Source organism: Erythrobacter sp. S259 (genome assembly GCF_057364965.1).
The window spans coordinates 1099483-1113706 of record NZ_CP200286.1 but is presented as its reverse complement, the minus strand read 5'-3'; the positions used below and the strand labels follow the sequence as shown (position 1 = coordinate 1113706).

Below are 14224 nucleotides of genomic sequence, written 5' to 3'. Positions count from 1 at the left end.
GCTAGGGCAGGAGCAGGGACGAGTCACCATAGGAATAGAAACGGTACTCGTTTTCAATCGCATGGGAGTAGACTTGCATCATCCGCTCGCGGCCCATCAGAGCGCTGACCAGCATCATCAAAGTTGATTTTGGCAGGTGAAAATTGGTCATCAACCCATCAACAGCTTTAAACCGGTATCCCGGCGTAATGAAGATATCGGTGTCGCCTGAAAATTCGCAGATACGGCCATCCTCGCCAGCGGCGCTTTCCAACAGGCGCAGCGATGTAGTCCCGACAGCGATAAGCCGTCCCCCTGCCTCTTTCGCCGCATTGAGCCGATTTGCGGTCCCGGCATTAATCCGCCCAAACTCGGAGTGCATTTGGTGGTCATCCGTATCGTCGGCTTTCACAGGCAGGAACGTGCCTGCCCCCACGTGCAGAGTAAGCGTTTCTCGCTTGATGCCCGCATGGTCCAATGCCGACACGAGCCTTGTGGTAAAATGCAGACTAGCAGTGGGTGCGGCCACTGCCCCGTCTTCGGAGGCGAACATGGTTTGATAGTCGGACCAGTCTTGTTCATCCACGCCGCGCTTTTGCGCGATATAGGGGGAGCGGCATGGTCCCCGCCCTATCTAGCAGGACTTCCACCGGCTCATCGCCCTCGAAGAATAATGTGATTGAACCGTCTTTATAGCGCTCCTCGGCAATCGCGGTCACCCCGCCGCCAAAGATCAGTTGATCGCCCTCTTTCACGCGTTTCGCATTGCGCACAAATGCCTGCCACCGTCGCAGATCCATACGTTTATGAAGCGTCGCTCCAATACGGGCCTCGCCTCCTACCCGGCGCCCTTCAAGCTGTGCTGGCAGAACGCGGGTATCGTTGAAGACCAGCATATCGCCGGCCTTTAGGAATTTCGGTAAGTCTAAGACGCCTGCATCTTCGAGCGCCGCATCTTTTCCCTGTACGAATAACATCCGTGCAGCATCACGCGGCCGCACAGGGCGAAGGGCTATACGGTCTTGGGGGAGGTCAAAGTCAAAAAGGTCAACGCGCATAGGCATCCCATTAGGGACGCCTGACGGTTACGAAAACCTATTTTCGCGTTTTCGAAATTGTCCGAGCTTATTGCGACCCCAAAGGCGCATTGAGAAGATCAGCCGTCACCTCAGTATCGACGCGCGGCGGCGAGCCGCCGGCTGGTACAGGCCGATTGTCGCTTGCGAGTGAAGCTTGGACAATCCGAGTTGGCTCTGTGGGCGGTTCACCTTTGTTGATAGCATCCACAGCGCCCATATTCTCAATCACGCGGCCAAAATTGGTGTAGCGCTTGTCGAGGCTGAAACGGGGATAGAACACGATGAAGAACTGGCTGTTCGCACTGTTTTCTTCCGTAGCGCGCGCCATTGCAACCGAACCGCGCACGTGAGGCATAGGATTGAATTCTGCTTCAAGATTAGGAAGCTCAGATCCGCCCTGCCCGGTCCCGGTGGGATCACCGCCTTGCGCCATAAAGCCATCAATTACGCGGTGGAAAATGATTCCATCATAAAAACCCTGCTGCGTAAGCGTTTTAACGCGCTCTACGTGCTTTGGCGCCCACTCTTCCATCAGGCGGATTTTGACCCGTTCACCGTTGGATAGGTCAAGCACCCAAACATTCTCAGGCTTCTCGCTTTGGTCAAAATTTATCGCAGGGTAGGTGCGCGTGTCTTTAACTGCCTCCTCGAGCGCATCTGTGTCTTGCGCCCAAACGGCGGAGCCAGATGCGAGAAGTGCCAAAGCCGTTAATGGCGCGGTGACTGATTTAAGCATAAATGTGATCTTTAGTCCGTAACTGTTCGGTAGTGCCCCTAAAGCCCCGAGCCTGACACTTCAATGAATGAGTGGGCGGGCTCACACAGTTTATGAACGGCTTCAATAATCGCCCTTGCGCCCTATCTCCTCGACGCGCGCGGTGACCTCTGACTTGACATCCCGGCTTACGAACGGGGTGATATCACCGCCATAGACCGCGATTTCTTTAACGAGTTTCGATGCGATCGGCTGAAGCGAGACGTCTGCCATGAGGAAGACGGTTTCTATATTCTCATCCAATTGCTGGTTCATGCCCGCCATTTGATATTCGTATTCGAAGTCAGCGACGGCGCGAAGGCCCCGGATAACAACATTGGCCCCCATCTTGTTCGCGAATTTCACAAGGAGCGCATTGAACCCAACAACTTTCACGTTGACGAGGCCAAGGTTCTCCACCTCGCGCTCAACCATGGCGAAGCGCTCCTCGGTTGAGAACATCGGGTTTTTTGAAGGATCTCGTTGTGACGCCGATAATGAGTTCGTCCACGAGCTTTGCGCCGCGCCGAATGATATCCGCGTGACCCAACGTGATCGGGTCAAAAGTTCCGGGGTAGACCCCGATGCGTTTGGTCATTTGTCAAATCCCCATTCGACCCATTCAATCAGGTAAACGTCGCCGGTTTCTGATGGTATAATTGCAATTCTCTCGGTCATCCCGAAACTGTCATTGTGGATGAAAGCCGCCGATTGATCTTGCTCGAAGCCAATCTCATTTGCGCTGGAAACAACCTCTGCCATGCAATCATCATCAACACTGAAAGTGCGAAAAGCCTCGTGGCCGTTTTTGCCTTGTCGGCCACCAGAGCTCAGCACCCGAGAATTTGAGCACGATGGAGCATCGAACCTATCGACTAGTGAGGCTTTCGATTGTTCGCTCATGTGGTCGTCGCACGAGAACAACGTGACGCTGGCCGCAGCAAGAATAGCGAAAGCCAGCTTCACCGATCACGCTCCACGATAAAACGGGCAAGAGCGCGCAAGACGTCCGCCTCGCTTCCGTGCGAGCTTAAATGCCCAACCGCCTGATCGACCAGCATCCGTGCCTGATCGCGCGCCTTATCCACGCCCATCAATGTCACGAACGTCTGTTTGCCCTGTTCATTGTCCTTGCGCAGAGCCTTTCCAGCAAGCTCGGCATCGCCCTCAACATCGAGAAGATCATCGGCAATCTGGAAAGCAAGGCCAATGTCACGCGAATACGCTCGCAAATGCGTGCGTCCCTCCAATGGAACTTTGCCTAGCACCGCGCCCATCTCAACCGAACAGGATAGCAGCGCGCCAGTTTTCAATTGCTGCAACCGGGTGATCGCCTGAAGGTCGTATGTCACGTCTTCCTGATCAGCGACCATATCCATCATCTGACCGCCCGCCATACCGTTCATGCCGCTGGCCGTGCCAAGCGTCATGATCAGTTCGCTGCGCACAAATGGATCGGCGCTTGTCTCAGTTTCGGCAAGAATTTCAAACGCCAGAGCATGGAGCGCATCGCCTGCAAGCACTGCGGTTGCTTCATCATAGACATGGTGAAGTGTGGCTTTGCCATGACGAAGGTCGTCGTCATCCATGCAGGGCAGATCATCATGGATCAGCGAGTAACAATGGATCGCCTCCACAGCAGCGCCCGCGCGCAAAGCCGACGTGCGGTCCACCCCGAAAAGCTCTGCGGTCGCCACCAACAGCAATGGGCGAACCCGCTTACCGCCGCCGATAGCGGCATACCGCATGGCCTCGACAAGCCGCGCGCGCGTGTCTGAGGGAACTGGCAAAAACGCGTCGAAAACCGAATCAATTTCCGCCTGAACCCGTTTAAGGCCGTCCTGAAGTAGGTCGCCGTCCATACCGACCACGCTCATTCAATGGCCTCCATCAAGGGGAACTGTCCCGCTTGGCGCTCCATCCGAGCCGGCGACAATCTTTTCAATCCGTGCTTGCGCGCTATCCAAGCGGTTCTGACATGCAGTGCGCAGTTTCTCGCCGCGTTCATAGAGCTCAATCGACTTGTCGAGCGGGACATCGCCGCGCTCCAGCTGCGTAACAATCGCCTCAAGCGCGGTGAGCGCCTGTTCAAAGCTCATTTGTTCGATGTCGGCTGCGCCTTGGCCGCCGCTTGCATTTCCCTCGTCCATAGTTCGGAGCATTGACGCCGCGCACACGCCCGGTCAAGGCCAGCATTAAGAAGGAACAGGTGATGACCAGATATTTGATCGCGTTTTTCAGCGCTGCGGTGATTTTCGGCGCTCTGGATGCCGTTTGGCTGAATTGGGCAGGCCCCAACCTCTACACGCCCACCATCGGCGAAATTATGGCAGAGGACTTCAATGTGGGAGCCGCTGGCGCGTTCTACCTCATTTACCTATGCGGCATGACCTGGTTCGCAATCCGGCCTGGCATTGAAAGCGGCGATGTGCGCCAAAGCCTTCTTAACGGAGTTTTGCTAGGCGCCTTGTGCTACGCGACATTTGATCTCACCAGTCAGGCTGTATTTAAAGTCTGGGCGACCAGAGTGACGATATTCGACATATGCTGGGGAGCATTTGCGACCGGCACCACAAGCACCCTTGCATGCTGGATCGCTTTGCGCTTCACCCGCCATTAGGTAATTTATAAGAACAAAGCATTCGCGGGGGCGCATTCATGTTTATCGGTCATTTCGCACCAGCATTTGTGGCAGCGGCAGCCTATTCCAAGGGTCCAAAGCTCGCCACCTATTTTGTTGCAGCACAGCTTGTCGATTGGGCCTTTTTCACACTGGCGATGATAGGCGTGGAAAAGATGCGGATTGATCCAAATGCGACTGTAATGGTGCCCTTCGATCTCCATCATATGCCTTACACTCATAGCCTTATGGGGGTCGGTGTATGGGCGCTTGGCTTTGGTATAGTCATCGCCATCTGGCACAGGGACAGCCTTGCAGGTCTCCTTACTGCAAGCGTCGTCGTGTCGCATTGGCTGCTTGATTGGTTGACACACCGGCCCGATCTCACCCTAGCGGGCGGGGATGCGGTTTATGGTCTTGGCCTTTGGAATCATCCGGAAATTGCTATGCCGCTCGAGGTCGGGATAATCCTCGCAGCGTTCATCTTTTACGTACGGCGATCACGCGGGCCGATCGTGCAGCCGCTCATCTTACTGGGCGTGCTCCTGACATTTCAAGCGATTAGCTGGTTCGCCCCGCTTCCCGCTGAGGCGAGCCTGTTCCTTTATGCCCAATCTTTGTTCGCATTTGGGGTTGTGACGCTGCTCGCCGTATGGGTGGGGAAGAATCGCTATTTTACGCAAGCTGGCGGGTTGGCGGCAGCCAGCCTCTAGATTAAGGGGACGCGCATGAGCGAAATTACCCCAGAAATTGTCGAGCAACACGGACTGTCACCCGAAGAGTACGAGCGTGTGCTCGCTGGACTTGGCCGTGAGCCGAACCTTGTGGAACTGGGCATATTCTCGGTCATGTGGTCCGAGCATTGCTCTTACAAATCCTCGCGCTTTCATCTGAAGAAGCTGCCGACTGAGGCGGAATGGGTGATTTGCGGGCCGGGTGAGAATGCGGGCGTCATCGATATTGGTGACGGGCCTGATGGACAAAAAATGGCCGCTATCTTCAAGATGGAGAGCCACAACCACCCCTCTTACATTGAGCCTTACCAAGGCGCGGCAACCGGGGTTGGCGGGATCTTGCGCGATGTCTTTACCATGGGCGCGCGGCCTGTGGCGAATATGAACGCTCTGCGGTTTGGCCGTCCCGATCACCCCAAAATGAAGCACCTTGTCCAAGGCGTGGTTGCTGGCATCGGCGGCTATGGCAATTGCGTGGGCGTACCGACTATCGGCGGTGAGACGAATTTCCACCCGGCCTATGATGGCAATATCCTAGTCAACGCCATGACCGTCGGCATCGCGGATGCGGATAAGATTTTCTATTCAGCGGCGACAGGCGTCGGCAACCCCATCGTCTATGTCGGCTCCAAGACTGGCCGCGATGGCATCCACGGCGCGACTATGGCGAGCGCGGACTTTGAGGAAGATGCGGAGGCCAAGCGTCCCACGGTGCAAGTGGGCGATCCCTTCACCGAAAAGCTCCTGATCGAGGCATGCCTTGAGCTGATGGCGACCGACGCCATCGTTGCCATTCAGGATATGGGCGCAGCCGGACTTACCTCATCCAGCGTCGAGATGGCGACCAATGGCAAGGCGGGCATCCGCCTCGACATGAACAAAGTGCCATGCCGCGAAGAGGGGATGACGCCTTACGAAATGATGCTGTCCGAGAGCCAAGAGCGAATGCTTATGGTCCTCAAACCCGGCAAGGAAGAGATGGCTGCGGCTATCTTTGAAAAGTGGGAATTGGATTTCGCTATTATCGGCGAAGTGACCGATACGCAGCACATGGTTCTCGAATTTGACGGCGAGGTCGTGTGCGATATTCCGCTTGGACCTCTTGCAGCCGACGCACCCGAGTATGAGCGGCCCTACATCTCGAAAGAGGAATACGCCTCGTGGGCTGGCATTCAGCCGATGAAGGATGCGCCAGACACCAGTGATCCGGGCGCGGACCTCCTTAAAATGCTCGCCTCCCCTGCCCTCGGCTCGCGCGGCTGGATTACCGAGCAATATGACAGCCAGGTCATGGCGGACACGCTGCAAACCGGCGGTGATGCCAGCGTGGTACGCATTCATGGCAGTGACAAAGCGCTCGCGATCAGCACCGACTGCACACCGCGCTATGTCTATGCTGACCCGTATGAGGGCGGCAAACAAGCGATTGCCGAGGCTTACCGCAACATCTGCGCAGTTGGGGCTCGTCCTCTCGCGGTCACCAACTGTCTGAATTTTGCCAACCCGCAGCGGCCCGAGATTATGAGCCAGTTCGTCCACGCCCTCGAAGGTATGGGCGATGCCTGCCGCGCTTTGGATTTCCCAATCGTGTCAGGCAACGTCAGTCTGTACAATGAGAGCAAGGCCACCGGCGGCGGCTCGGCCATCCTTCCAACCCCGGCAATTGGCGGTGTGGGCATTCTTGAAGATGCATCAAGAATGGTGACGCCCGCCTTCAAGGCCGAGGGCGATGCAATCTACCTTATCGCGCCCGAATTCTGGGCGAAACCAGACCCAACCCGCTCGCACCTTGGAAAGTCGCTATGGCTTGACATTGTCAAAGGCCGCGACGAGGGCCGCGCGCCGCCCGTGGATCTTTCCGCAGAACGCGGCGCGGGACAGATTGTGCGAAAACTCATCGGTGAAGGCCTTCTTTCAGCGGTGCATGACCTCTCTGACGGAGGCCTCGCGGTTGCGCTCGCTGAAATGGCAATGTCCGGCGGTATTGGTGCGCAAGTGACAACGAGCGATGCCTACACTGCGGCCCAGTGGTGGTTCGGCGAAGATCAGGCGCGATATGTCGTCACAGTATCTCCCGAGAACGCCGACGCCTTCAACAGAATCCTCGCAGAAGGCCCTGACATCGACGAAGCGGAAATGGTCGGCTTTACGCGTATCGGAACCGTTGGCGGGGACAGTCTACTTGGCGTGTCGCTCAGCGACTTGCGCGCAGCACACCAAAGCTTCTTTGCCGAATGGATGAACGGATAGAGTTTCTCCAACTCTTCTTCCATTACAGCGGGCATTTGCTCTTCCCGTTCCTGATCGCTTGGGCATTTGTGAAGTCTGAATGGCTGCGGTTTGCAGGCGTTATGGTTGCCGCAAATCTGATAGACGTCGATCACATCTGGGCCGTGCCGATATACGATCCAGACCGGTGCTCCATCGGCTTTCACACCTTCCACGGTTGGGAGGCAGGCCTCGTGTACCTCGCCCTGCTCTTTGTTCCGCGTTGGTGGGCTAGAGCCTTTGGCGCGGGCGCTTTGTGGCATCTCATGGTGGATGCAGGCGACTGCATGGCGATGAATGCGCTTCTTCTATGAGTGAGCCCGCCCCGCCCGATACGCATGGAACGCCAGATCAAGCGGTCCCGGCGACCCTGTTTATGGTGGCATTGATCGTGTTCATCGACATGTTGGGGATTGGATTGATCATCCCCGCTTTGCCTGATCTGCTAGGGGAAATAACGGGCCTCGGCCTTGATGAAACCGCGCAAATTGGCGGCTGGCTACTCTTTTCATACGCGCTAATGCAGTTTGTGTTCGCGCCGATCATTGGCGGGCTGTCCGACCGATTTGGCCGCCGACCAGTGCTTCTCACCACGCTGTTCCTGCTCGGGGTGGACTATGCCATCATGGCATGGGCACCGACGCTGTTTTGGCTTTTTGTAGGCCGCATCCTGTCAGGAATTATGGGCGCAAGCTGGGCTGCGGCCAATTCATGCATTGCTGATGTTGCTGGGCCTGAAACACGCGGCAAATATTTCGGCATCATGGGCGCTGCAGGGGCAGGCGGTTTTGTGATTGGGCCTGGGTTAGGCGGGCTGCTCGTCACCATCGACGTGCGGCTGCCCTTTGTTTGCGCAGCGGTGCTTGGAATTTTAGGAGCCATCGCCGGGATTTGGATTCTTAAAGAAACTTTGCCGCCGCAGCGCCGCCGTGCATTCAGCATGGGACGCGCCAATCCGCTTGGAACGCTCACGCAAATGGCCCGCGTTCCGGTGGTCCTGGGCTTCCTTGCCGTGATTTTCTTTTCCCAATTGGGAGCACAATCCCACCAAAATGTTTGGGCCTATCATACCAAGTTGCTATTCAATTGGAGCGGGCTTGAAATTGGGCTCAGCGTCGCGCTGTTCGGCGTCATGCTGGTAATTGTTCAAGGGGGGCTTACCGGCAAAGTCATCGCAAAGATCGGAGCGGAGCGCACCATCATGCTGGGCTTCGTGGTTTCCTTGCCCGCTAACCTGCTGTTCGCTTTTGCCCCTGCGGGATATTTCATGATCATCGGTATCGTAATCGGAGCAATTGGCGGGCTTACTTTCCCAGCCATGCAGCAACTGATGAGCGCCCGGGTTTCAGAGGACGCGCAAGGTGAGCTTCAAGGTGCCATCGCCAGCACTATGAGCATCACCGCCATTATTGGCCCCATCGTGATGACCAAGGCATTCGGCATGTTTGCCGATGATGAAGGCCTATTTTTCCCCGGTGCACCCTATCTTCTGGCATTCCTTTGCGGGATGGCCGCCATGGCCATCGCCTACTGGAATATCCGCCGCATCAAAAACGATGATCAGACAGCCTGAGACTGCTGGACCTGAGGTTGCGGCGCCTTGTTCGAAAGGTCGAGCATATCCTCGGTGTGGCCTTCCGCTTTGAGCGTCTTGAGGCATTCGCGGTAGATCACAGGCTTGCCGATACCAAGACGAGAGCGCGCCTCGTCGATGTCTTGTTTCATCAGCTCTGCCACATCAAGATGTGCAATCTTTGCAGCCGACTTACCCATGCGCTGCCCCTCGCGCACTGACGCGAACAAAGGAGCCTTTGTGCCCGTCAACTTCTTGATTTGGTGCGCGCCAGCATAGGCGATAAAAATCACGCCTGTGTTGTGGTTCTGCGCATAACTAAAACCCAAAAGCGACGTCTCACCAAGGGTGTCACGGCCATAGCCGGTGAGCACGTAAAAAAGATCGTGGGTGTCGCGCAGACGGTCAAAGTACCATTCGGTTTGATCACGCGGACGCTCATCAGGAGAGGCCCATTTGTGGCTCTCATCGACAAGTCCTTGCGCGCTCAGACCCTCACGCTCCATAAAGCGGATGTAATGCTTGCCCACGCTGTTTTCTGGCAGATCAGACCAGCGCTTATGATCGTCGAGCATCGGAGGGATGTTCGTTTGCTCGCGCATCAAACGCCGACCAAAATCGGATTTGATGAAATTCCAGGCCTGCCGGTGCGACTTGCGCCCCTTTGTGGCCTCGATAATATGGAAGACCTGCTCTGTGTCCTCTTTGTCTTCCACCAGCTTTCCATAGTGGCGGAGCACCTTGATTGGGCGAAAGCCCGATACAACACGGTCCGGTGCCACCAAAGGCAAATCCGCCAGTTGCACATCCGTCTGGGCCATCTTGAGCATCCTTCTTTTGTTTGCTAAAATTACAACGATGTCAGTGAAATGTCTATTGGCGTTTCGGACGCGAAACAGCGATAAGGCCTGCCATGCGTGATCACGACACTGTACCCTATTCGCTTGTCCCCCTGACCGATGCGGAAAGTATTGAGCGTGCGCAGTCTTTGCGCGACCGCCTCAAAGAAAGGCGGACTTGCCGGTATTTCACCGATGAGCCCGTGCCCCGCGAAGTGATCGAGGCGGCGATTGAGGCAGCGGGCACGGCTCCCAATGGCGCGAACCATCAGCCATGGCATTTCGCGGTGGTGTCCTCGCCTGAGAAAAAACGCGCCATCCGCGAAGCCGCCGAAGCCGAAGAGCGCCGCTTTTACGGAGCGGACGGCGATGATCCCAAGGCGAGCGAAGAATGGCTCGGCGCGCTCAAGGACCTTGGCACCGACGACGCAAAGCCGTTTTTGGAGACCGCGCCTTACCTCATCGTTGTCTTTGCCCAGCGCAAAGGCGGGATTGAAGAGGATGGGAAAACGCAAAACTACTACGTCAATGAAAGCGTTGGCATCGCCTGCGGTATGCTAATTGCAACATTGCATGAGGCGGGGCTTGCCACCCTTACCCATACACCCTCGCCCATGGGTTTCCTGCGGGAGGCGTGTGAGCGTCCCGAATGGGAAAAGCCGCTTATGATTGTGGTGGTGGGACGGCCAAGTGCGGATGCCAGCGTTCCCACCCATGCACTTCGCAAAAAACCGCTGAGCCAAATTGCCAGCTGGCTGTGAGTAAGACCTATCCGCTTTGGATTGCTACAATCTTGGGGGTAGGTTCTTTTGCGGCGGGGTTCATCTTTTTCGGCGATCCATCAAACCAATTGTCAGCAGCGACGAGGTACACCGCGCGGGTGGGTTTTCCCCTGCTGATCATCGTATATGCGGCAAGGCCATTGATGCAATTGACCCGGGCGGGCTGGGCTAAGCATTTACTCGAAAGACGGCGCGAATTCGGGCTGGGCTTTGCAATTACGCACACGGTCCATTTGGCCGCCATTGTGCTGATATATCTGAGCCTTGGGGAATGGCCTGCCCTGATCGCGATGATCGGCGGAGGGGCAGCTTATGTCGTGCTTTATGCCATGGCGCTCACGTCCAACCAGCGTTCCATGCGGGCTTTGGGACGGCGATGGAAGACACTGCACACGGCCGGCGTTCACTATCTGTGGTTCATATTCCTCCAAAGCTATGCAGGGCGCATCGGATCACCTGAACACATCGCCGAGGGGCTGGTTTTCACCAGCATCGCCCTTGCCGCGGCCGCGATCCGCTTAACCGCTTGGCTCAAATTTCGGGTTCGAAGTTAAGCTGCCGCGATTTGTTCGGCTGCGTTTTCACTGGCGAGAAGGTCATGTGGGTCGATCCCCTCCGCTGCCCAAACACGGTGACATTCGCGGTAAAGCGTGGGCTCAGCAATATTAAGGAACTTACGCACATCATCAACCGGCTGAGCCAGCAGCTCACGAATGGGTTGTTCAAGCAGTGTCGGTGCACCGCGTCCGGTGGCTTTGGCCTGGCGCACCGCGCCCATGACAGGGGCTTTGGAGCCCCACACCATCTTCTTGATATTGGCAGAGCCAGCGTAGCCAATCAGCAAATGGCCTTGCGTTGGTGATTGGCCGTGGGTGAAGAGCAGAACGCATTGCTCACCCAGTGCGTCACGGCCGTAGCCGGTGAGAACATGGAACAGATCATGCGTGTCGCGCGAACGGTCACCGAACCATTGCACAAGGTCATCATACTTTGGACGTCCCAAACGGTCGCTTTCAGCCACAAGGCCAGCTGCCGTGAGCCCTTCATTTTCCATGAAGTCGCAGTAAGCATGGGCGAGACTGCCTTTGGGCGTTTTGCGAAGGCTCGTATGGTCATCGAGGATTTCTGGAAGATTGGGCTCAGAGGCCCGCAAAGCCTCGCCGCGCTCTGACAGCATCAGATCTTGGACACGAGGCATAAAATTCTTGGATGGCAGAGATTCGTAGATTTTGAAGACGAGGCTCGTGTCTTCTTTATCCTTCATCAGCAGGCGGAAATTCTTAACCGCTCGCGGCAAAGAGTAACGCGGCGCTGGGCGGTCGGGATGGCGCAATACCGTACCATCGGTTGCGAACATTTGGGTGTAGCGGGCGGTGTCAGACATGGGGGCGAACCTTTGGGTTAGAAATGCTCGAAAAGCTCTAAAGCTCGTTACTTACATTTATGTAAATAACGACATCGGTACGCTTTTGCAACCCTTCTTGTTCAACCCTCCACCCACTCCTCTTTTGGAATGCCTAAAAGCGATAGGATCACCCTAAGATCGCCCTCATCAACTCGGCCCTTAGCCATTTCTCGCGCCTTCGGTTTAGCGCGGTAGGCAAAACCGTAGTCGGCAGCTTGCAAGATCGGAATATCGTTCGCGCCATCGCCGCTTGAGAGCACGACAGAGCTCGCGCCAAGCGCCGCGCGTTCTTCTTCAAGAACCGCAAGCTTCGTATTGGCATCCGACACCGGACCATCGAGCAGTCCTGTGAGCTTCCCATTTGCTGTGCCAAGCCTGTTGCCCACGACCCGGTCGAACCCCAGCCATTCTGCCACGCGGTCGCCAAAATGATGAAAGCCCCCCGTCACCAAGACACAGCGCGTTCCTTTGGATTTGAGCGTCTGCACTAAGGTCCTCGCGCCAGCGGTCGGCGAGATGCGCTCTTGAAGGCAGCGATCAATGGCGCTTTCCTCAAGCCCTTCGAGCAGGCCAACCCGCTCCCTAAGTGCGTCTTCGAAGTCCAATTCCCCTTGCATGGCGCGCTCGGTGATGTCCGCGATTTTGGCCTTGAGACCCGCATAATCGGCCAGCTCATCAATGCATTCCTGGCCGATCATGGTCGAGTCCATGTCAGAAACAAAGAGATTAGGTATTTGGAATTCTTCGGACGCGATCACATGATCGCATTCAGCAAAATGCACCTCCAATATGTTTGAGACAAGCCGCACTTCCTCAGTTTGAAAATGCAGCTCAATTACGTGCGGAACTGCGCTCAAAGGTTCAACAGCAATCGGTCGCAGGTCTGCACCCACCTCGCTAGTGGGAGCTAAACCGCGAGCCATTTCATCAACACGTATTTTCCAATCACAATTGTCTGCTATCAGACGCGCGATGACCACTGAGAATTCTCCTTCGATGACCACATCTGCGCGGCCGGTTTGGCTCATTGCAGGGCCGACCGCCAGCGGCAAGAGCGATTGTGGGCTGCAACTGGCAAAAGCCTTGGACAAGCGGGGCCAGACCGGCGTTATCATCAATGCCGACAGCATGCAGGTCTATGCCGATATTCCGGTGTTGTCCGCTGCGCCCACGAAGATTGAGATGAAGCACTGCGAGCACCGCCTTTATGGCGCTTGGGACGGCGCAGAGGTGTGTTCGGCGGCCAATTGGGCGGCGCGGGCCAAGGCTGAAATCGACGAAGCGCATGAGGCGGGCAAGACACCCATCTTAGTGGGCGGGACGGGCATGTACCTTAAAGTCCTGCTGGAAGGCATTGCGCCGATCCCTGAAATTGACGCGCTTGTGCGAGAACAAGTGCGAACGATGAAAACCGCGGACGCCTATGCGGCGCTCCAACTCGAAGACCCCTTGCGCGCAGACATTTTAGAGCCCGGCGACAGTCAACGCATCGCCCGCGCGCTCGAAGTCAAACGCTCCACCGGTGTAACCCTCGCCGATTGGCAGCAGGCAAAATCGGGCGGCATTGGTGAGGAAGTGACCCTACACCCCATCGTGCTCATGCCAGAGCGGCAGTGGGTCTATGACCGCTGCGATGCGCGCTTTGAACAAATGCTGGATGGCGGCGCTGTGGAAGAGGTTGAGGCGCTGCTTGCTCGCGGCCTCTCGCCCGAACTCCCAGTAATGCGCGCTATTGGAGTGCCCGAAATCGCTCAGCTCATTCGCGGCGAGATCACCCGCGAGGAGGCCATAGAGGCAGGCGGCCGATCCACCCGCCAATATGCTAAGCGTCAATTCACCTGGCTGCGCAACCAATGCCCGCCGGAATGGCCGCGCATCACGCCTGAGGAAATTTCTTCAGTATTGCCATAAATGTAATATAATTACACAGTTATATCTTGACTTGTTAGATTGTAATGAGTAGCGCCTCTGCGAAATAGCCTAGCGAACGCTTGGCTTGCCTTTTTGAAACCGCTATATCGCCGCCGTGGTCATTGGCGGTATGACTGGAAACAAACGTATAGGATTACCGATCATGACAGTTGTCATTCTTGTGGGAAAAACGGGCTGATCGGGATCTATCATAGATGACCTGACCGGCCCGATGCGAACACGCACCGGGCCTTTTTTATGGGTCATTGCTAATTGGGAG

Annotated in this window: 15 protein-coding genes and 2 pseudogenes; 8 read left to right on the top strand and 9 right to left on the bottom strand. The window is 56.2% G+C overall.

Features of this window, described 5'->3' with window-relative positions; genetic code table 11:
- Position 1: 1 nt before the first annotated feature.
- The 6 genes and pseudogenes from queA to AC0V60_RS05230 form a co-directional block, all read right to left on the bottom strand.
- Positions 2 to 1037 (bottom strand): annotated as a pseudogene (gene queA, locus AC0V60_RS05255) (tRNA preQ1(34) S-adenosylmethionine ribosyltransferase-isomerase QueA).
- 67 nt (positions 1038 to 1104) lie between these two features.
- Positions 1105 to 1794: a peptidylprolyl isomerase gene (locus tag AC0V60_RS05250; RefSeq protein WP_486177456.1), complete on the bottom strand. Its 690-nt coding sequence runs from the start codon at positions 1792 to 1794 to the stop codon at positions 1105 to 1107.
- A gap of 102 nt (positions 1795 to 1896) precedes the next feature.
- Positions 1897 to 2410 (bottom strand): annotated as a pseudogene (gene coaD, locus AC0V60_RS05245) (pantetheine-phosphate adenylyltransferase).
- Complete coding sequence (locus AC0V60_RS05240) at positions 2407 to 2778, bottom strand: hypothetical protein (RefSeq protein ID WP_486177455.1); 372 nt, start codon at positions 2776 to 2778, stop codon at positions 2407 to 2409. The pseudogene coaD and the gene AC0V60_RS05240 overlap by 4 nt, the downstream one beginning before the upstream one ends.
- Positions 2775 to 3689, bottom strand: a complete 915-nt coding sequence (locus AC0V60_RS05235) for a polyprenyl synthetase family protein (protein ID WP_486177454.1) — start codon at positions 3687 to 3689, stop codon at positions 2775 to 2777. The genes AC0V60_RS05240 and AC0V60_RS05235 overlap by 4 nt, the downstream gene beginning before the upstream one ends.
- Positions 3690 to 3962, bottom strand: coding sequence for an exodeoxyribonuclease VII small subunit (locus AC0V60_RS05230; protein ID WP_486177453.1), 273 nt, complete (start codon positions 3960 to 3962; stop codon positions 3690 to 3692). It lies immediately after the preceding gene.
- 62 nt (positions 3963 to 4024) lie between these two features.
- On the opposite strand from AC0V60_RS05230, the gene AC0V60_RS05225 reads away from it, so the two are divergent.
- The 5 genes from AC0V60_RS05225 to AC0V60_RS05205 are packed head-to-tail and all read left to right on the top strand — an operon-like array spanning position 4025 to position 9007.
- Positions 4025 to 4432, top strand: coding sequence for a DUF2177 family protein (locus AC0V60_RS05225; protein WP_486177452.1), 408 nt, complete (start codon positions 4025 to 4027; stop codon positions 4430 to 4432).
- A 38-nt stretch (positions 4433 to 4470) separates the two neighbouring features.
- Entirely contained in the window at positions 4471 to 5145 is a 675-nt protein-coding gene (locus AC0V60_RS05220) for a hypothetical protein (RefSeq protein WP_486177451.1), read from the top strand.
- Between the two features lie 15 nt (positions 5146 to 5160).
- Positions 5161 to 7416: a phosphoribosylformylglycinamidine synthase subunit PurL gene (purL, locus tag AC0V60_RS05215; protein WP_486177450.1), complete on the top strand. Its 2256-nt coding sequence runs from the start codon at positions 5161 to 5163 to the stop codon at positions 7414 to 7416.
- Positions 7401 to 7748: a DUF6122 family protein gene (locus tag AC0V60_RS05210; RefSeq protein WP_486177449.1), complete on the top strand. Its 348-nt coding sequence runs from the start codon at positions 7401 to 7403 to the stop codon at positions 7746 to 7748. The genes purL and AC0V60_RS05210 overlap by 16 nt, the downstream gene beginning before the upstream one ends.
- On the top strand, positions 7745 to 9007 hold the full coding sequence (locus tag AC0V60_RS05205; protein WP_486177448.1) for a TCR/Tet family MFS transporter: 1263 nt from the start codon (positions 7745 to 7747) through the stop codon (positions 9005 to 9007). Before AC0V60_RS05210 ends, AC0V60_RS05205 begins: the two co-directional genes overlap by 4 nt.
- Here AC0V60_RS05205 and AC0V60_RS05200 read toward each other — a convergent pair.
- Positions 8995 to 9828 (bottom strand): Coq4 family protein, encoded by an 834-nt coding sequence (locus AC0V60_RS05200; protein ID WP_486177447.1) that lies wholly within the window; start codon positions 9826 to 9828, stop codon positions 8995 to 8997. The two genes, AC0V60_RS05205 and AC0V60_RS05200, sit on opposite strands and share 13 nt — an antisense overlap.
- Before the next feature lie 92 nt (positions 9829 to 9920).
- On the opposite strand from AC0V60_RS05200, the gene AC0V60_RS05195 reads away from it, so the two are divergent.
- Positions 9921 to 10607: a nitroreductase family protein gene (locus AC0V60_RS05195; protein ID WP_486177446.1), complete on the top strand. Its 687-nt coding sequence runs from the start codon at positions 9921 to 9923 to the stop codon at positions 10605 to 10607.
- Between the two features lie 32 nt (positions 10608 to 10639).
- A complete protein-coding gene (locus AC0V60_RS05190) occupies positions 10640 to 11182 on the top strand; it encodes a hypothetical protein (protein WP_486177445.1) in 543 nt (180 codons plus the stop codon).
- Here AC0V60_RS05190 and AC0V60_RS05185 read toward each other — a convergent pair.
- Both AC0V60_RS05185 and serB read right to left on the bottom strand, forming a co-directional pair.
- On the bottom strand, positions 11179 to 12012 hold the full coding sequence (locus AC0V60_RS05185; protein WP_486177444.1) for a Coq4 family protein: 834 nt from the start codon (positions 12010 to 12012) through the stop codon (positions 11179 to 11181). The two genes, AC0V60_RS05190 and AC0V60_RS05185, sit on opposite strands and share 4 nt — an antisense overlap.
- Positions 12013 to 12113: 101 nt before the next feature.
- Entirely contained in the window at positions 12114 to 13061 is a 948-nt protein-coding gene (gene serB, locus AC0V60_RS05180) for a phosphoserine phosphatase SerB (protein WP_486177443.1), read from the bottom strand.
- Between serB and miaA the strand changes: the two genes are divergently transcribed.
- On the top strand, positions 13006 to 13944 hold the full coding sequence (miaA, locus tag AC0V60_RS05175) for a tRNA (adenosine(37)-N6)-dimethylallyltransferase MiaA (RefSeq protein ID WP_486177442.1): 939 nt from the start codon (positions 13006 to 13008) through the stop codon (positions 13942 to 13944). The genes serB and miaA overlap by 56 nt on opposite strands.
- Positions 13945 to 14224 lie beyond the last annotated feature (280 nt).

Excerpts from the sequence above, each read along its gene's own strand:
- AC0V60_RS05250 (WP_486177456.1), bottom strand. The coding sequence starts at position 1,794 with ATGCTTAAATCAGTCACCGCGCCATTAACGGCTTTGGCACTTCTCGCA.
- AC0V60_RS05235 (WP_486177454.1), bottom strand. The coding sequence starts at position 3,689 with ATGAGCGTGGTCGGTATGGACGGCGACCTACTTCAGGACGGCCTTAAA.
- AC0V60_RS05230 (WP_486177453.1), bottom strand. The coding sequence starts at position 3,962 with ATGGACGAGGGAAATGCAAGCGGCGGCCAAGGCGCAGCCGACATCGAA.
- AC0V60_RS05225 (WP_486177452.1), top strand. The coding sequence starts at position 4,025 with ATGACCAGATATTTGATCGCGTTTTTCAGCGCTGCGGTGATTTTCGGC.
- AC0V60_RS05220 (WP_486177451.1), top strand. The coding sequence starts at position 4,471 with ATGTTTATCGGTCATTTCGCACCAGCATTTGTGGCAGCGGCAGCCTAT.
- purL (WP_486177450.1), top strand. The coding sequence starts at position 5,161 with ATGAGCGAAATTACCCCAGAAATTGTCGAGCAACACGGACTGTCACCC.
- AC0V60_RS05210 (WP_486177449.1), top strand. The coding sequence starts at position 7,401 with ATGGATGAACGGATAGAGTTTCTCCAACTCTTCTTCCATTACAGCGGG.
- AC0V60_RS05205 (WP_486177448.1), top strand. The coding sequence starts at position 7,745 with ATGAGTGAGCCCGCCCCGCCCGATACGCATGGAACGCCAGATCAAGCG.
- AC0V60_RS05200 (WP_486177447.1), bottom strand. The coding sequence starts at position 9,828 with ATGGCCCAGACGGATGTGCAACTGGCGGATTTGCCTTTGGTGGCACCG.
- AC0V60_RS05195 (WP_486177446.1), top strand. The coding sequence starts at position 9,921 with ATGCGTGATCACGACACTGTACCCTATTCGCTTGTCCCCCTGACCGAT.
- AC0V60_RS05185 (WP_486177444.1), bottom strand. The coding sequence starts at position 12,012 with ATGTCTGACACCGCCCGCTACACCCAAATGTTCGCAACCGATGGTACG.
- miaA (WP_486177442.1), top strand. The coding sequence starts at position 13,006 with ATGACCACTGAGAATTCTCCTTCGATGACCACATCTGCGCGGCCGGTT.
- serB (WP_486177443.1), bottom strand. The coding sequence starts at position 13,061 with ATGAGCCAAACCGGCCGCGCAGATGTGGTCATCGAAGGAGAATTCTCA.